Source organism: Pseudomonas fluorescens (genome assembly GCF_030344995.1).
GTDB classification, from domain to species: Bacteria; Pseudomonadota; Gammaproteobacteria; order Pseudomonadales; family Pseudomonadaceae; genus Aquipseudomonas; species Aquipseudomonas fluorescens_BF.
This window is the reverse complement of sequence record NZ_CP128260.1, coordinates 4,038,787-4,056,466: the sequence shown is the minus strand read 5'-3', so window position 1 is coordinate 4,056,466 and position 17,680 is coordinate 4,038,787. Positions and strand designations below refer to the sequence as shown.

15 protein-coding genes are annotated in these 17,680 nt (G+C 61.2%); 9 read left to right on the top strand and 6 right to left on the bottom strand.

Features of this window, described 5'->3' with window-relative positions:
* Positions 1–186: 186 nt before the first annotated feature.
* Positions 187–2,796, bottom strand: coding sequence for a bifunctional aconitate hydratase 2/2-methylisocitrate dehydratase (acnB, locus tag QR290_RS17990; protein ID WP_115078343.1), 2,610 nt, complete (start codon positions 2,794–2,796; stop codon positions 187–189).
* Positions 2,797–3,264: 468 nt separating this feature from the next.
* On the opposite strand from acnB, the gene QR290_RS17985 reads away from it, so the two are divergent.
* Positions 3,265–3,735 carry a DUF1289 domain-containing protein gene (locus tag QR290_RS17985; RefSeq protein ID WP_085602792.1) on the top strand — a complete coding sequence of 157 codons (471 nt, stop codon included), beginning with the start codon at positions 3,265–3,267 and terminating at the stop codon, positions 3,733–3,735.
* A gap of 120 nt (positions 3,736–3,855) precedes the next feature.
* On the opposite strand, the gene QR290_RS17980 is transcribed toward QR290_RS17985, so the two are convergent.
* Positions 3,856–4,719 carry a universal stress protein gene (locus QR290_RS17980; RefSeq protein ID WP_289203258.1) on the bottom strand — a complete coding sequence of 288 codons (864 nt, stop codon included), beginning with the start codon at positions 4,717–4,719 and terminating at the stop codon, positions 3,856–3,858.
* Between the two features lie 158 nt (positions 4,720–4,877).
* Between QR290_RS17980 and QR290_RS17975 the strand changes: the two genes are divergently transcribed.
* The 3 genes from QR290_RS17975 to QR290_RS17965 all read left to right on the top strand — a co-directional run bounded on the left by QR290_RS17975 (position 4,878) and on the right by QR290_RS17965 (position 7,621).
* Positions 4,878–5,486: a tRNA-(ms[2]io[6]A)-hydroxylase gene (locus QR290_RS17975; RefSeq protein WP_085610660.1), complete on the top strand. Its 609-nt coding sequence runs from the start codon at positions 4,878–4,880 to the stop codon at positions 5,484–5,486.
* 140 nt (positions 5,487–5,626) lie between these two features.
* Entirely contained in the window at positions 5,627–6,334 is a 708-nt protein-coding gene (locus QR290_RS17970; protein WP_289203257.1) for a response regulator, read from the top strand.
* Positions 6,335–7,621 (top strand): ATP-binding protein, encoded by a 1,287-nt coding sequence (locus tag QR290_RS17965; RefSeq protein WP_289203256.1) that lies wholly within the window; start codon positions 6,335–6,337, stop codon positions 7,619–7,621.
* Between the two features lie 34 nt (positions 7,622–7,655).
* On the opposite strand, the gene QR290_RS17960 is transcribed toward QR290_RS17965, so the two are convergent.
* Both QR290_RS17960 and moaA read right to left on the bottom strand, forming a co-directional pair.
* Entirely contained in the window at positions 7,656–8,555 is a 900-nt protein-coding gene (locus tag QR290_RS17960) for a bestrophin family protein (protein ID WP_289203255.1), read from the bottom strand.
* Positions 8,556–8,584: 29 nt separating this feature from the next.
* Positions 8,585–9,583: a GTP 3',8-cyclase MoaA gene (gene moaA / locus QR290_RS17955; protein WP_289203254.1), complete on the bottom strand. Its 999-nt coding sequence runs from the start codon at positions 9,581–9,583 to the stop codon at positions 8,585–8,587.
* Between the two features lie 356 nt (positions 9,584–9,939).
* On the opposite strand from moaA, the gene QR290_RS17950 reads away from it, so the two are divergent.
* From QR290_RS17950 to QR290_RS17935, 4 genes are all read left to right on the top strand, one after another.
* Complete coding sequence (locus tag QR290_RS17950) at positions 9,940–12,264, top strand: FdhF/YdeP family oxidoreductase (protein WP_289203253.1); 2,325 nt, start codon at positions 9,940–9,942, stop codon at positions 12,262–12,264.
* Positions 12,265–12,373: 109 nt separating this feature from the next.
* The gene (locus QR290_RS17945; RefSeq protein WP_289203252.1) at positions 12,374–13,789 is read left to right on the top strand and encodes a cytochrome ubiquinol oxidase subunit I; all 1,416 of its coding nucleotides are present in this window, start codon (positions 12,374–12,376) and stop codon (positions 13,787–13,789) included.
* A gap of 17 nt (positions 13,790–13,806) precedes the next feature.
* Complete coding sequence (gene cydB, locus QR290_RS17940) at positions 13,807–14,823, top strand: cytochrome d ubiquinol oxidase subunit II (protein WP_289203251.1); 1,017 nt, start codon at positions 13,807–13,809, stop codon at positions 14,821–14,823.
* Entirely contained in the window at positions 14,810–14,962 is a 153-nt protein-coding gene (locus tag QR290_RS17935) for a DUF2474 domain-containing protein (protein WP_074688757.1), read from the top strand. Before cydB ends, QR290_RS17935 begins: the two co-directional genes overlap by 14 nt.
* Before the next feature lie 84 nt (positions 14,963–15,046).
* On the opposite strand, the gene QR290_RS17930 is transcribed toward QR290_RS17935, so the two are convergent.
* Positions 15,047–15,898 (bottom strand): CAP domain-containing protein, encoded by an 852-nt coding sequence (locus QR290_RS17930; protein WP_289203250.1) that lies wholly within the window; start codon positions 15,896–15,898, stop codon positions 15,047–15,049.
* Between the two features lie 200 nt (positions 15,899–16,098).
* Here QR290_RS17930 and QR290_RS17925 point away from each other — a divergent pair, with 200 nt between their 5' ends.
* A complete protein-coding gene (locus QR290_RS17925) occupies positions 16,099–16,719 on the top strand; it encodes a cell wall hydrolase (protein WP_115078334.1) in 621 nt (206 codons plus the stop codon).
* Here QR290_RS17925 and QR290_RS17920 read toward each other — a convergent pair.
* Complete coding sequence (locus tag QR290_RS17920; protein WP_289203249.1) at positions 16,716–17,603, bottom strand: LysR family transcriptional regulator; 888 nt, start codon at positions 17,601–17,603, stop codon at positions 16,716–16,718. The two genes, QR290_RS17925 and QR290_RS17920, sit on opposite strands and share 4 nt — an antisense overlap.
* Between the last annotated feature and the right edge of the window lie 77 nt (positions 17,604–17,680).

Here is a 17,680-nt window from a genome sequence, read left to right as displayed (position 1 = left end):
AAAAGAAAGGCCGATCTGCCTCGCAGGTCGGCCTTTTTTGTGCCTGCGATCTTCGCGGGCAGGTCAACTCCCGCCAGGTGATCATTCCCACGCAGAGCGTGGGAATGATCAGCGCCAGCCGTTCAGCAGGCATAAAAAAACGCCGCTCATCTCGCGATGGGCGGCGTTTTTCATTGCGTTGCAGCGTCAGGCTTGAACGACAGGGATCTTGGCGTTCGCAGCAGCTTCACGGAACTCGGCAATCTGGTCGAAGGACAGGTAGCGATAAACGTCGGCCGCCATGCTGTCGATCTTGCCAGCGTATTCCATGTACTCCTCGACGGTCGGCAGGCGACCCAGGATCGAAGCAACGGACGCCAGCTCAGCCGAAGCCAGGTAGACGTTCGCGCCGTCGCCCAGACGGTTCGGGAAGTTACGGGTCGAAGTCGACACCACGGTGCTGTTCGGCTCAACGCGTGCCTGGTTACCCATGCACAGCGAGCAGCCTGGCATTTCCATGCGGGCGCCGGCCTTGCCGTAGATGCCGTAGTAGCCTTCTTCGGTCAGTTGGTGAGCGTCCATCTTGGTCGGCGGCGACAGCCACAGACGGGTTGGCAGCTGACCCTTGACCTGATCCAGCAGTTTACCGGCAGCGCGGAAGTGACCGATGTTGGTCATGCACGAACCGATGAACACTTCGTCGATCTTCTCGCCAGCAACGCTGGACAGCAGACGGGCGTCGTCCGGGTCGTTCGGCGCGCACAGTACAGGCTCGCTGATGTCGGCCAGATCGATTTCGATGACTTCGGCGTATTCGGCGTCGGCATCGGCTTCCATCAGTTGCGGGTTGGCGATCCAGGCTTCCATCGCTTGAGCACGACGTTCCAGGGTACGTGCATCGCCGTAGCCTTCGCCGATCATCCAGCGCAGCAGGGTGACGTTGGACTGCAGGTACTCGGTGATCGACTCTTTCGACAGCTTGATGGTGCAACCGGCAGCCGAACGTTCGGCCGAGGCGTCGGACAGTTCGAACGCCTGTTCCAGGGTCAGACCTTCCAGGCCTTCGATTTCCAGGATGCGGCCGGAGAAGGCGTTTTTCTTGCCTTTCTTCTCGACGGTCAGCAGACCGTTCTGGATGGCGAAGTAAGGAATGGCATGAACCAGGTCACGCAGGGTGATGCCAGGTTTCATTTTGCCTTTGAAGCGCACCAGGATCGATTCCGGCATGTCCAGCGGCATGACGCCGGTGGCAGCGGCGAACGCGACCAGACCGGAACCGGCCGGGAACGAGATGCCCATCGGGAAACGGGTGTGCGAGTCACCACCGGTACCCACGGTGTCCGGCAGCAGCATGCGGTTCAGCCACGAGTGGATGATGCCGTCGCCCGGACGCAGGGAAACACCGCCGCGGGTCATGATGAAGTCAGGCAGCGTGTGGTGGGTGGTCACGTCGATCGGCTTCGGATAAGCCGCGGTGTGGCAGAAGGACTGCATCACCAGATCAGCGGAGAAGCCCAGGCACGCCAGGTCTTTCAGTTCGTCACGGGTCATCGGACCGGTGGTGTCCTGAGAACCTACGGTGGTCATCTTCGGTTCGCAGTAGGTGCCAGGACGAACGCCTTTGCCTTCTGCCAGACCGCAGGCCTTGCCGACCATTTTCTGCGCCAGGGTGAAGCCCTTGGTGCTTTCAGCCGGAGCTTCCGGCTTCTTGAACAGGTCGAATGCTGGCAGACCCAGTTCGGCGCGAGCCTTCTCGGTCAGGCCACGGCCGATGATCAGCGGAATACGGCCGCCGGCGCGGACTTCGTCCAGCAGAACCGGGGTCTTCATTTCGAAGGTGGTGATGACTTCGTCGGTACCGTGCTTGCAGACCTTGCCTGCGTGCGGGTACAGGTCGATCACGTCGCCCATGTTCATGTTCGATACGTCGAACTCGATTGGCAGTGCGCCGGCATCTTCCATGGTGTTGTAGAAGATCGGAGCGATCTTGCTGCCGAAGCAGAAACCGCCAGCGCGCTTGTTCGGCACGTAAGGGATGTCGTCGCCGAAGAACCACAGCACCGAGTTGGTCGCCGATTTACGCGAGGAACCGGTACCGACCACGTCACCGACGTAGGCGATAGGGAAGCCCTGGCCGCGCATTTCTTCGATCTGCTTCATCGGGCCGGTCTTGCCTTGCTCGTCCGGAACGATGCCGTCACGGGCCATTTTCAGCATGGCCAGGGCGTGCAGCGGGATGTCTGGACGCGACCAGGCGTCTGGGGCAGGGGACAGGTCGTCGGTGTTGGTTTCGCCGGTGACCTTGAAGACGCGCAGGCTGATCTTGTCGGCCAGCACAGGGCGCTTCTTGAACCACTCGCCGTCAGCCCAGGATTGCAGCACGGCCTTGGCGTGAACGTTGCCGTTCTTGGCTTTTTCAGCCACGTCGTGGAAGGCATCGAACATCAGCAGGGTGTGCTTGAGTTCTTCGGCGGCCACTGGCGCCAGCTCGGCGTTGTCCAGCAGTTCGACCAGGGTCACGATGTTGTAGCCGCCCTGCATGGTGCCGAGCAGTTCTACAGCGCGTTTCTTGTCCAGCAGAGGGGAGGAGACTTCGCCCTTGGCCAGTGCGGAGAGGAAACCGGCCTTGACGTAGGCGGCTTCGTCCACTCCTGGTGGTACGCGATTGGTGATCAGGTCAACGAGGAAAGCTTCTTCGCCAGCCGGAGGATTCTTCAGCAGCTCGACCAGGCCTGCAGTTTGTTCGGCGTTAAGCGGCTGGGGAACGATACCCAGTGCTGCACGCTCTTCGATATGTTTGCGGTAGGCTTCAAGCACAGTTATTACCCTCATCAGTGGTCCCAAATGGGTGTCCGGGACGCTCATCCCGAAATTGCCGTACTCATGCTCCTCACGACGTTGTGGGTCGTTCGGCCAGAATTACCGGCAATTCCTTACAGAAGCTGCTTTCAAAGTTTTACGCCTGCAGAACGGGGAGCTGATGAGGGTTGGCGTTGGGCTTTTCCCCGCTGGAAAAACCCTTCGCCAACACCGCTCTGAAGGAACGACTGTGCTCGTGACGCTTTGAAAACAGCTTCTAACGGACATTGGCGCCTAAAAAGGCTGGCTGATTCTACGGCAAAAAAAATTTAAAGGTAAGTCGGGCTCTATTGGACTTTGGTGGCGTTGTGCGTGGGTGGGGCAAACCTTGATCCAGCGCTTGCCCCTGACGTTTGAGGGGTGATGAATGCCGGACAAAGGGCTAACATGCCGACCTGTTCCGCGTTTCAAGTGTTCTGCCCATTTATGCCCAATCAGACCATCAAGACCCCCTGCGTCGGCCTCTGCTCCACTGTTTACGGTGATCTGGTGTGCCGTGGCTGCAAGCGTTTCCACCACGAAGTGATCCACTGGAACGGTTACAACGAGGAGGAAAAGCGCGCGGTGTGGTTGCGTCTTGAGCAATTGCTGTCACAAGTGATGGCGAGCAAGGTCGAGGTCTTCGATCCGGCGCGCCTGCGCCTGCAGCTGGAACAGCGCAAGATCCGCTTCGTGCCGCATCAGTCGCAATATTGCTGGGCATATCAGCTGATCGCCCGGGGCGCGCGGGTGATCATTAATCTGGAAGCCTACGGGATGGTATTGCTGCCGGAGTTTCGTGACTGGAACCTGCCGGAACTGCGCGATGCCATTGATCGGGAATTTTTCCTGCTGTCGGAAGCGCACTATCAGCGCTACATCGCACCCGGTTTCCTCAAGGATGCCCTCGGCGACTGAAGGTCAAAAGCTTCGCGAGCAAGCCCGCTCCCACATTTTGAATGCAATCGCGCAATTGCAATGCATTCTCCTGTGGGAGCGGGCTTGCTCGCGAAGGGGGCGTGACAAACGCCGCAATGCTTAGTGTTTCACCGCCAACTCCACCAGGTGGTCTTCAACCTCCTGCGGTTTGAGCACCAGCACATCACTCTCCAACTGATCCAGCACCTGTTCAGCCGTGTTCCCGATCAACGCCCCGGATACGCCGCTGCGCGCCACGGTGCCAATCACCGTCACGGCGGCCTGCAGCTTGTGCGCCATGAACGGAATCAGCACGTCCGCCGGGCCTTCCTCGACGTGCAAGTGAGCGTCATCGATGTCGAATTCAGCCTGAAACGCCCGGCATTGCTCGCGATAGCGCGCCTCGATGGTTTCCTTGAGCTGGAACGTCGGGTCAGCCGCCGACAGCATCGGTGACGGATGGGCGGTAATCACGTGCAGATGCCCCTTGGCCAGGCTGGCGATGTCATAGCCGTGGTCGATGATGGTGGTGTGCAGGTGACGGTGTTCGCCATCGGCGTTGCCCACATCGACCGCGGCCAGAATCACCCGGTCTTTCCAGGAAGCGGAGGTTTTCACCAGCAGCACCGGGGTCGGGCAGTGGCGCAGCAGTTTCCAGTCCGCCGGGGTCAGCAGGGCCTTTTTCAGCGAACTGTCGGGGAAGTGCTGCTTGATCACCAGCCCGCAGCCTTCGGCCTGCTGCACGTCGATGATGGTTTCGTGCAGGCTCTCGTTCCACGCCTGCTCGGTGGTGACGCTGTAACCGTCCGCCAGCAGCGCGGCCTTGAGCACGCTGAGCATGCCGGCGTGATCGTGCTTCTTGTCGCAGACCAGCAGGTGCAGATGGGCCTGGGTCACCCCGGCGATCAGCTTGGCGCGCTTGAGCGCCAGGCTTTCCGCGTGTTCGGGTTCGATGACCACCAGAATGCTGCGAATGGCTTGCATGAGTGAGTCTCCAGCAATGAAAAGGCACGGCGTTGCACAACTATAGTTGCTGCTGATGCGCCTGCGACTTGATGCATATCAAGGGCTGGCGCTGGTGGTCTGCGGGCAGGCCGGTATAATCGGCGCCCTTCGCTCGAACACCTTTGACCGTGAGCCCCATGATCCTTCCCGAAATCCACGAATTCCTTGGCTGCCGCACGCCAGACGCCTGGGTCCAGGCCGCGCTGGCCGATCAGGAAACCCTGCTGATCGACCACAAGAACTGCGAGTTCAAGGCCGCCAGCACAGCGTTGAGCCTGATCGCCAAGTACCACTCCCATGTCGATCTGATCAACATGATGTCGCGTCTGGCCCGGGAAGAACTGGTGCACCACGAGCAGGTGATGCGCATCATGAAGCGGCGCAAGATCGAGCTGCGCCAGCTGCACGCCGGCCGTTATGCTTCCAGCCTGCGCAAAGTGGTGCGCAGTCACGAACCGGTGAAACTGGTCGACACCCTGGTGGTCGGCGCCTTCATCGAAGCGCGCAGTTGCGAGCGATTCGAAGCGCTGGTACCGCATCTGGATGAAGAGCTCGGCAAGTTCTACTTCGGCCTGTTGAAAAGCGAGGCCCGGCATTTCCAGGGTTATCTGAAACTGGCCTACCAGTACGGTGACGCCAAGGACATCGCCCAGGTGATCGAGAAAGTCCGCGCCGCCGAGCAGGATCTGATCGAGTCGCCGGACGAAGAATTCCGTTTCCACAGCGGCGTACCTGTCGCGGCATGAATTGTTAAAAACTCTTAAGAGTATGAAAGATCAACGGAAACCGGCCCCAAAGGCCGGTTTTTGCTGCCTGCGATAAACGTCTCGGCATTGAATGCCCGCATAATGTCGCCCACTTCACAAAGCGGTTGGCGGCGGTCGTTATGGATAACCTGGGTTTTGGCAGAGTCCTGCTGGTGGAAGACGATGAGCGGTTGGCCGCACTGATCGCCCACTTTCTCGAACAACACGGCTATGAGGTGCGCACGGTGCATCGCGGCGATCTGGCCGTGGCCGCGTTTCTCGAATTCAAGCCCAAGGTGGTGGTGCTCGACCTGATGCTGCCGGGGCAGAGCGGCCTGCACGTGTGCCGGGAAATCCGCAGCGTGTCGGACACGCCAATCGTCATCCTGACGGCCAAGGAAGACGACCTCGACCATATTCTGGGCCTGGAGTCCGGGGCCGACGACTACGTGATCAAACCGATCAAGCCACCTGTTTTGCTCGCGCGCCTGCGGGCCCTGCAACGCCGGCAAGTCCCGGAAAGCGGCGTGGTCAGTTCGCTGGAGTTCGGCAACCTGATCATTGATCGCAGCTGCCGCGAAGTGCGTCTGGCCAGCGAGATGATCGAGCTGACCACCATGGAATTCGAGCTGCTGTGGCTGCTGGCCAGCGCCGCCGGCAAGATCCTGTCGCGCGATGACATTCTCAACCGCATGCGCGGCATCGCCTTCGATGGCCTCAACCGCAGCGTCGACGTGTACATCAGCAAGTTGCGCAACAAACTCAAGGACAACCCTCGCGAGCCGGTCTGCATCAAGACCGTGTGGGGCAAGGGTTACCTGTTCAATCCGTTCGCGTGGGAGCTGTAGATGCTGCGGTTATTTCTCGGGCTGTTTCTGGTGATGACAGTCGGGCTGGTATTGGCGCTGCAAACGGTCGAGCACACGTTCGACGCGCTGCTCGACTATCAGATGCAGGACTACAACCGCGAAGCCGTGCGTGGCCAAGCCTGGAGTCTGACCGAGCTATTGCGCAATCACGATAACCAGGATCGCGAGCAGCAATTGCAAGCGATCCGACCGCATTATGGACTGGGGCTGACGCTGGTTCAGGCCGATCAACTGGCTCTGAACGATGAGGAGAAAGCCGAGCTCGCCCAAGGCTTACTGGTGATCCGCGAAAAATACACGCAATACATCGCCTCGATCGACAGAGGGCCGCAACTGCTCAGTATCAAACTGCCGGCCGAGCCGAGCCTGATGCCGTTCTATATTGCCGGGGCGTACCTGATGATTGCGGTGATGATCGGCATCGTGCTGTTTTTCTGGGTGCGCCCCCATTGGCGAGATCTGGAAAAACTGCGCCTGGCCGCCGAGCGCTTTGGCGACAACGACCTTTCGGTGCGGATCCAGCTCTCCAAACGCTCGAACATCCGCGACCTCGCCGGCCACTTCAACCTGATGGCGGCGCGCATCGAAGGCCTGATCGCCAATCAGCGCGAACTGACCAACGCGGTCTCCCACGAACTGCGCACGCCGATTGCCCGGTTGTCGTTCGAACTCGATCAGCTCAAGCAGCAACCGGACGCCAGCCAGAACCGCGAACTGATCGCCGACATGTACGCCGACCTCGGCGAGCTGGAAGAAATGGTCTCCGAACTGCTGACCTACGCCAGCCTCGAACGGGGCGCGACGGTGATCACCCGCGAGAACATCCAGGCTGCCAACTGGCTCGACAGCGTGGTCGGCAGTGTGGCGCTGGAGGCCGAGGCTGCCGGAGTGCAGCTGTTGATCGTAGATTGCCGGGTGGATGAAGTGCGGATCGAACCGCGCTTCATGGCGCGGGCAGTGATCAATCTGCTGCGCAATGCCATTCGTTATGCCGAGCAACGGGTCGAGGTGTCGCTGGTGCGCATCGGCGATCAATACGAAGTGCAGGTCAACGACGACGGGCCGGGCGTGCCGCTGGCAGGTCGGGAGAAAATCTTCGAACCGTTCTCGCGCCTGGACGCCAGCCGCGACCGCCGCACGGGCGGCTTCGGCCTTGGTCTGGCGCTGGTGCGGCGGGTGTCGCAATCCCATGGCGGGCAGGTCGAGGTCGGTGATTCACCGTGGGGCGGCGCGTCGTTTCGCATGACCTGGGCGCATCTGGATTGATTGAATTGCCTCCCTCGAAGGGGGAGGAGTCGGATCAGCTCAGTACGTAGTCCACGGGTTTCAGTACTGGCGGCAACGGCTCGGTCCCCAGCTCCGAGAGAATATCCCGCTCGATACCCCGCACCAGTGCATCGGTCGGCAGATCGTTTTCATCCCGGCCGAACGGGTCTTCCAGTTCATCGGCAATCGCATCCAGCCCGAAAAAGGTGTAGCTGACAATTGCCGTGAACAGCGGCGTCAGCCAGCCCAGCGGTTCGGCCATGGCGAATGGCAGCAGGATGCAGAACAGGTAAATCGTGCGGTGCAGCAGCAATGTGTAGGGGAAGGGCAGCGGCGTGTTCTTGATCCGCTCGCACACCGCCTGCGCCTGGGTCAGGCTGGTCAGATGATTGGCCAGCAGCATGTAGCGCCATTCGCTGAGATCGCCTGATTCGCGCAGATCAGAGCATTGCTGGCCGACGGTTTGCAGGATCCGCCCGCTGTAATCCGGCACCTGCGCATCGTGTTGCGGGGTGATCCATTGGGCGCTGGCGGCGGCTTCGTCTTCCCGGCGCAAGCGCGCATTCAGCGCGTGGGCAAAACCTGCGAGGTTGAGCAGCAACAACCGGCGCTGGGCAGATTCGCGGATCACATGAGTCTCACGGATCACCGAGCGCACATGCACGATCACCTCGCCCCAGGCCTTGCGCGCTTCGTACCAGCGGTCGTAGCAGGCGTTGTTGCGAAAGTTCATGAAGATCGACAGCGACAGGCCAAGCAAGGTGAACGGCGTGGCGTTGACCTTGGTGAAGTTGCTCGGGTGGAGGATTTCCACCAGCACGATGGCCGACGCCAGCAGCGTGACCATCAGGGTGCGCAGGGCGATGCGCTTGGCAATCGAGCCCTTGAGGGTGAACAGGATGGCGAACTGATTGACCTTGGGTCGGATGATCATGCGGCTCTCTGCCTTGAAAACGTGGCGGATCAGCCGCCGGTCATGTTCATGAAACGCACCACTTGCACGTCGTCGTTCACTTCAAAGTTGTGCCGGTAAGGCTTGAGTTTCATTGCTTCGATGATGGCTTTCTCCAGCCGTTCCGGTTGACCCGGATGAGCACGCAGCACCGCTTTCAGATCCACCGAATGCTCATTCCCCAGACACAGTAGCAAACGCCCCTCGACGGTCAGCCGCACCCGGTTGCAGGTGCCGCAAAAGTTATGGCTGTGGGGCGAAATGAACCCCAGCCGAATGTGCGGCGCTTCGGCCAGCCGCCAGTAGCGCGACGGGCCCTGGGTCGATTCGGCGGAGTCGATCAGGGTGTAGCGCTCGGCGATCTTTTCGCGCACCTGGGTGCTGGAAAAGAACGACTCGGCGCGGCTGTGTTCGCTGATGATCCCCAGCGGCATTTCCTCGATGAAGGAAATATCCAGATCCCGTTCAATGGCGAACTGCACCAGATCGTTGATCTCGTGATCGTTGCGGCCCTGCATCACCACGCAGTTGAGTTTAGTGCGGGTAAATCCGGCGGCGCGTGCGGCGTCGATGCCGTCGATCACCTGGGCCAGGTCGCCAGTGCGGGTCATTTGTTTGAAAAGCACCGGGTCAAGGCTATCGAGGCTGACGTTAAGGCGCTTGACCCCGGCGTCGAACAGCGGACTGGCGAGTTTGCCGAGCTGCGAACCGTTGGTGGTCAGGCACAGTTCGCGCAGGCCGGGCAGGGTGGCGATCTGAGTGCACAAGCCGACGACGCCGGGGCGAATCAACGGCTCGCCGCCGGTCAGGCGGATCTTGCGGGTGCCGAGCGCGACAAAGCTCTGCGCCAGTTGATAGATCTCCTCCAGCGTCAGCACCCGTTGGCGCGGCAGAAACTGCATGTCTTCGGCCATGCAATACACGCAGCGAAAGTCGCAGCGGTCGGTGACCGACATGCGCAAGTAGTCGACGCGGCGGTTGTAACCATCGATCAAGACGCGCTCGGACATGACAGCCTCGCTTGGGTGAAATTCGCTATTGAAGGGATTGGGTCGGCGCAGGTTATGAGCAACTTGAGGCAGCGTCCAATCACTCTTAATGACCGGCCGATTGATGCTGTCGATGATGAAATAATTATTCCGGATTTATCGCTTCTTAGTTTTGTAAGTCCCCGGATTTAAAGGGTTTAACGCCGTGATAGATGCTTTCGATAACGCAGTCATTAATAGCGATTAGACAAGTTTTTGCAGCGGTTTCTATCCTTGGCCCCGTCAAACGAAACGACCGCTTTTTAACTTGAAAGTCAGTCGTCGCTGTTTAAACCCGATCAGGTTATTGCCTGTGTGCATCGTCATGGAGAAGTCCCATGTCACAAGTCGACCGTTACAAACCCTACAAGGGCGCCGCTGCGGGTTGGGGCGCTGTCATCAGCCTCACCAAGAACTGGCTGGGCAGTGAAAACGCCCTGAAAAACATCCGCGCCATGCTCAAGACCAACCAGAACGGCGGCTTCGACTGCCCCGGTTGCGCCTGGGGTGAAGCACCCGGCGCGAGCATGCTCAAATTCTGCGAGAACGGCGCCAAAGCGGTGAACTGGGAAGCCACCGGCCGCCTGGTCGATCCGGCGTTCTTCAACAAGTACACGGTGTCGACGCTGGCCGAGCAAAGCGATTACTGGCTCGAGTATCAGGGCCGGATCACCCATCCGATGCGCTACGACGCGCGGGTCGACCGCTATGTCGAGATCACCTGGGACGACGCCTTCGCACTGATCGCCAAACACCTCAAAGGCCTGAAATCGCCCCACGAGGCCGAGTTCTACACCTCGGGTCGTGCCAGTAACGAAGCGGCGTTTCTCTACCAGTTGTTCGTCCGCGCCTACGGCACCAACAACTTCCCGGACTGCTCGAACATGTGCCACGAAGCCAGCGCGGTGAGCATGGGCGAGAGTCTGGGCGTCGGCAAAGGCACAGTGGTCTATGAAGACCTGCACCACGCCGACGCGATTTTCGTGATCGGCCAGAACCCCGGCACCAACCACCCGCGCATGCTCGAACCGTTGCGTGAAGCGGTAAAACGCGGCGCGCAGGTGGTGTGCATCAACCCGCTGAAGGAGCGTGGCCTGGAGCGTTTCCAGAACCCGCAGAACCCGATCGAAATGCTCAGCAACGGCTGGGAAGCGACCAACACCGCGTACTTCCGTCCAGCCTTGGGCGGCGACATGGCGATGATTCGCGGCATGGCCAAATTCCTGCTGGAGTGGGAGCGCGAAGCTCAGGCCACGGGCGGCGAACCGGTGTTCGATCACGCCTTCATTGCCGAGCACACGTCGGGTCTCGACAGCTATCTGGCCGAAGTCGATGCCACGAGTTGGGAGCACATCGTCGAGCAGTCCGGCGTGCCTTTGCATGACATCGAACTGGCCGCGCGCATGTATGCCCGCGCCAAGAGCGTGATCATGTGCTGGGCCATGGGCCTGACCCAACACGTGCACTCGGTGCCGACCCTCCAGGAAGTCATCAACCTGCAACTGCTGCGCGGCAACGTCGGCCGTCCGGGCGCCGGGCTGTCGCCGGTCCGCGGCCACAGTAACGTGCAGGGCGACCGCACCATGGGTATCAACGAACTGGCCCCGACCGAGCTGATGGACGCCTTGGAAAAACGCTTCAACTTCAAGGTGCCGCGCATGCACGGCCACAACACGGTGATGGCGATCGGTGCCATGGAGCGCGGCGAAGCCAAGGTGTTTATCGGTCTGGGCGGCAACTTTGCTCAAGCCACGCCGGACACTCCGCGCACCCACGCGGCGATGCGCAAACTCGACCTGAGCGTGCACATCTCGACCAAGCTAAACCGCAGCCATCTGGTGACCGGGCGTGACGCGCTGATCCTGCCGTGCCTCGGCCGTACCGACATTGACGTCCAGGCCGAAGGTCCGCAAGGCGTGACGGTGGAAGACACCTTCAGCATGGTGCACTTGTCGTTCGGTCAACTGAAGCCGAAGTCGGCGCACCTGAAATCCGAGCCGGCGATCATCGCCGGGATCGCCGCCGCGACCTTGGGCAAGCACCCGATCGACTGGGAATGGGCGGTGGGCGACTACGGGCGAATCCGCAACCTGATCGCCGATGTGATTCCGGGCTTCGAGAACTTCAACGAGAAGCTGCTGATCCCCGGTGGTTTCCACCTCGGCAACAACGCTTCCGACCGGGTCTGGAAAACCGAATCCGGCAAGGCCCAGTTCACCCCGTGCGTGCTGCCCGAGCATCTGATCAGTGAAGGCGTGCGCAACCTGCCGGTCAAACCGCATCTGATCCTGCAAACCATGCGTTCCCACGATCAGTACAACACCACGCTGTACGGCCTCGACGACCGTTATCGCGGGGTCTACGGCATGCGCGACGTGGTGTTCGCCAACGAGCAGGACATCCGCCGACTCGGTTTCGAACCGGGGCAAAAGGTCGATCTGGTGGCGCTGTGGGGCGACGAGCGCGAGCGTCGGGTCAGCGGTTTCACCTTGATCGCCTACGACATTCCGGCCGGGCAGGCTGCTGCGTACTACCCGGAAACCAATCCGCTGGTGCCGCTGGAAAGCTACGGTGACCGCACTTACACGCCGACCTCCAAATTCGTGGCGATCCGCCTCGAAGCGGCCGAGGCGAGCAACCTGATCCCGTCGTCGGTGGCGTAACCGACCCACGCGATCCAACCCTTTTGCATTTTGACTGGCTGCAGGCGTTCGCGCCTGGCGGTGGCCCGGCCGTGTGCTGCCGCTTTTCAGCCTGGATGAGGACATCATCATGTTCAACCTGGAGGCACTGGACCTGGCGCGAATTCAATTCGCGTTCACGGTTTCGTTCCACATCATCTTCCCGGCGATCACCATTGGTCTCGCGAGTTTTCTCGCGGTGCTCGAAGGCTTGTGGCTGAAAACCCACAACGACACTTACCGCGATCTCTACCATTTCTGGTCGAAGATCTTCGCCGTCAACTTCGGCATGGGCGTGGTTTCGGGGCTGGTCATGGCGTACCAGTTCGGCACCAACTGGAGCGGGTTTTCCGACTTCGCCGGTAGCGTCACCGGGCCGTTGCTGACCTATGAAGTGCTGACTGCATTCTTCCTCGAAGCCGGTTTCCTTGGCGTCATGCTGTTCGGCTGGAACCGCGTGGGCCGTGGCTTGCACTTCTTCGCCACGGTGATGGTCGCCATCGGCACGCTGATCTCGACCTTCTGGATTCTCGCCTCCAACAGCTGGATGCAGACTCCGCAAGGCTTCGAAATCGTTGACGGTCGAGTGATGCCGCTGGACTGGCTGGCGATCGTATTCAACCCGTCGTTCCCGTTCCGGCTGGCGCACATGGCGATTGCCGCGTTCGTTGCCACGGCTTTCTTCGTTGGCGCTTCGGCGGCGTGGCATTTGCTGCGTGGCAACGACAGTAAACCGGTGCGCAAGATGTTTTCCATGGCGCTGTGGATGGCGCTGATCGTCGCGCCGATTCAAGCGGTGGTCGGTGACGCCCATGGCTTGAACACCCTGGAACACCAACCGGCGAAAATCGCCGCCATCGAAGGCCACTGGGAAAACGCCGACAACGGGCCGACCCCGCTGGTGCTGTTCGGCATCCCGGACATGCAGGCGGAAAAGACCAAATACGCCATCGAGATTCCGTACCTCGGCAGCCTGATCCTCACCCACAGCCTCGACAAACAGATCCCGGCGCTCAAGAGCTTCCCGAAAGAAGATCGGCCGAACTCGACCGTGATCTTCTGGAGCTTCCGCGTCATGGCCGGGCTGGGCATGTTGATGATTCTGGTCGGAGTGCTGGGCCTGGCGTTGCGGCGCAACGGCAAGGTCTACCGTCATCGCGGCTTCCAGCGTCTGGTGCTGCTGATGGGGCCGAGCGGTCTGATCGCGCTGTTGGCGGGTTGGATCACTACTGAAGTCGGGCGTCAGCCGTGGGTTGTTTACGGTCTGATGCGCACCCACGACGCCGCGTCTCATCACTCGGTGGCGCAGATGAGCACCTCACTGGCGCTGTTCGTCGTCATCTACTGCTCGGTGTTCACCGTGGGCATCGGCTACATGATGAAGCTCGTGAGCAAAGGCCCGCAGCCGCACCACGAACATCCGCCCGAAGGCACTCAGGTGCAGACCCCGCGCCGGCCACTTTCGGCGGTTACCGACAACCTCGAATCCGCGACCCGGATCCACTGATAAAGGAGCGTTGAGTCATGGGTATTCAAGGTATCGATCTCTCGTTGATCTGGGGTGTGATCATTGCCTTCGGGGTGATGATGTACGTGATCATGGACGGCTTCGATCTGGGTCTCGGGATCCTGTTCCCGATGATCAGCGACGAGCAGGAACGCGACGTGATGATGAACACCGTCGCGCCGGTGTGGGACGGCAACGAAACCTGGCTGGTGCTCGGCGGTGCGGCGTTGTACGGCGCGTTTCCGCTGGCTTACGGGGTGATTCTGGAGGCGCTTTATCTGCCGCTGATCTTCATGCTCGCGGGGTTGATTTTCCGTGGGGTGGCGTTCGAGTTTCGCTTCAAGGCACCGGCTGAAAAACGTCATCTGTGGGACTGGGCGTTCATTGGCGGCTCGCTGCTGGCGACGTTCTCCCAGGGCGTGGTGATCGGCGCGTATGTAGCGGGGATTCCAGTGGTGGATCGGCAGTTCGCCGGTGGCGGTCTGGACTGGCTGGCACCGTTCCCGCTGGTCTGCGGCGTCGGTCTGGTAGTTGCTTATGCCTTGCTGGGCAGCACCTGGCTGCTGGTCAAGACCGAAGGCATGCTCGAGTCGCGGATGCGTCACTACAGCCGTCCGCTGGCGTGGCTGTTGCTGGCGATGGTGCTGGTGATCGGCGCGTGGACGCTGCAACTGCACCCGGAACTGGCCACGCGCTGGTTCAACCATGCGCACCTGACCGTGTTCGCTGGGCTGGTGGTGTTGGCGGTGCTGGCGCTGTTCGGGCTGTTGCGTTCGCTGCGTCAGCGCCATACCCACTGGCCGTTCGTGTTCACCCTGGTGCTGATGTTCCTCGGTTACATCGGCCTGGCGCTGAGCATCTGGCCGAACATCATCCCGCCGTCGGTCAGCCTGTGGGCGGCGGCATCACCGGCCACCAGCCAGCTGTTCGCCCTGATCGGCGCGCTGTTCATCCTGCCGGTGATCCTGATGTACACCTTCTGGAACTACTACGTGTTCCGCGGCAAAGTGAGGATTGGCGATGGCTACCATTGAGATGCGTGAAGTGAAAAGTCGCTGGTACAAACGCCTGGGCTGGCTGCTGCTGATCTGGTCCGGTAGCGTGGTCTCGCTGGCGGTGGTGGCGAGTCTGCTGAAGCTGGCGATGTATGCGGCGGGGATGAGAACCCACTGACCATAAAAAAACCGGAGCCTGGCTCCGGTTTTTTATTGCCTGCGATTTACCTCCTCCCTTTTGGGGGAGGAGCTGCCTTGATGTTTATTCCCCACCAAACATCGCCGTCCAGTAAATGCCGGCGCTGCTCTTCGGATCAACTGCGTAGGCAGCACCCAGCTCACGGTACTGCGGGTTCATCAGGTTGGCACAATGGCCGGGGCTGGCGAGCCAGCCGGCGACTACTTTCTGCACCGTGTCCTGCCCGGCGGCGATGTTCTCGCCGACCTGCTGGCCGCTGTAACCGGCCAGTTCCGCGCGGTCGCCGGGGGTGCGGCCGTCGCGGTCCTTGTGGTCGAAATAATTGTTGTTGGCCATCTCGCGGCTGTGTTCCTGGGCAACGCCGCCGAGCACCGCGTTCCACGCCAGCGGCGCAGTCGCTGCGAAGGCCTGACCGCCGCACTGGCGCGGCTGGGCGCGGGCGGCGTTGAGTTGTTCGAGGAGTTTCTGGCCTTCAGCCTGACCGTCGCCGAGGCGGGCGGACAGCAGTGGCCGGGCGAGGGTGATGCGCCAGTCACGGTCGGCGCGGCTGACGCCGATATCGACGAACTGCGGATCCAGCACCACCTGACAGAAACTCTCCTGGATCGCCTTCATCGCCGACGCCGCATCCCGTGGCCCGTTCAGGGTAATCGCCTGCACGTTGACCATCGGGTAGCGAGCGCTGGACATCGCCTGCTGCAAATCCACCGCCCCGCTGGCCGGCAGAATCAGGCGCGGATCGGCCGACAGCGGCGGCAATTCGCTGGACGCCTGGCTGCCACAACGCTGCGGCTGGCTGCGGTAGCTGTTGATCGATTCGATCAATTGCGACTCATCGGCGGCCATGGCCGAAGTGGCCAGCGCCAGGCCCACGGACAACGCGGCGAGTCGCAGAACGGATGGCATGAAGCGCATGGAAATCTCCCTTGGGCTGAGTGCGCACATCATGCGCGAAAGGGCCCCGGTTCGTGCAATGTCTTTTTCTTCATCGCGCGGATTTTTCTACAGAACGATTCCGTGCAATTTGCCGTCTACACTCTGCGAAGACCCCGGAAACCGGGCGTCTCAACCACGTAACACTTTGCCCGCGACGGGCGCTTTCGGAAGAATCGATCATGCGATTGAACGGGTTGCTTTGCTGTCTTGCGTTGACCCTGCTGAGCGGCGCGGCACTGGCCACCGATCAGGCACCGATCAAGGAAAAGGCCGAGGCGAAAGCCGAGGTTCTGGAAGAGAAGGCCGCCGACAAACCCGACGCGCCACCGGCACCCAAATCCGAAGCCATCACCCCGACCGAAGCGCAGGCGGTCGACCCCGCCGGCGCTGCACCGCTGGACGATCCGATCACCTGTCTGGCGCGCAGTATCTATTGGGAAGCCAAGGGCAAGGACAATGCCGACATGGAAGGCGTGGCGAGCGTGGTGATGAATCGCCTCGGGCATGACGGCTTTCCAGGCACGGTGTGCGAGGTGGTCAAGCAGGGCTCGGAAAGCAAAAGCTGCCAGTTTTCCTGGTGGTGCGACGGGCGTCCGGATCAGGTCAAGGAAGATGCCGAATACGCGCTGGCCAAGGAAATCGCCGGCAAGGCGCTGAACCGTCAGCTCACCGACCGCACCCACGGCGCGCTGTATTTCCACGACCGCAACGTTCATCCGAGCTGGGCCAAGGAATACACCAAGACCGCCGAGACCAAGAAATTCCTGTTCTATAAACCCGCTGGCGGGGACGCGCGTTAGGCGCAGACTTCCCGCACACAATTGCGCAGCCAGCGGTGCGCCGGATCGGCGTCCATGCGCGGGTGCCAGAGCATCGACACACTGATGTCCGGCATGCGGAATGGCAGAGCGAAACTGTGCAGGCCCGTGCGCAGTTTGCTGGTGTGACGTTCCGGGACGGTGGCGATCAGGTCTGATTCACGGACCAGCGTCAGCGCTGCCGAAAATCCACCGAACGAAGTGACGATGTCCCGGGTAAGGCCGAAGGCGAGTAACGCTTCGTCCACCGGGCCGCTGCTGCGTCCGCGTCGCGATACCAGAATGTGCTGGCCTGCGGCAAAGCGTTTGGCGCTGACCTTGCCGCTGCTCAACGGATGCCCCTCACGCGCCACACCAATCCACTGATCGCGGAACAGGATGCGGCTGTGCAGCGTCGGGTCGGTGCTGTCGTCGACCACGCCGGTTTCCAGATCGACCCGGCCTACGCGCAGCAGCGTGCTGTCCTTGTCGGCCTTCTGCACGAAGCGCAGGCGCACGCCAGGCGCCTCTTCGGCGATGCGGGCGAGCAGGGCGGCGGCGAAGGTTTCGACAAACCCGTCGGTGTTGCGCAGGGTGAAGGTGCGCCGCAACTGGCCGGGATCGAGCACTTCTGCCGGGCGCAAAACCGCTTCGGCTTCCTGCACCAGATAACTGACCCGGTCGCGCAGCTCCAGCGCACGTGGGGTCGGCACCAGCCCGCGACCGGCGCGCACCAGCAGCGGATCCCCGGTGGTTTCGCGCAGCCGGGCCAGTGCCCGACTCATGGCGGAAGGGCTCAGACGCAGGCGCTCGGCGGCGCGGACGACGCTGCCTTCGCTCAGCAACACGTCGAGGGTGATCAACAGGTTCAGATCCGGTGCATTCATGACATGGCGTTCCATGCAGGTATCAAGTGCAAAGCATGCGTCTTGCGCCCTGTATTGTCGAGGCTCAGGCTATGCCC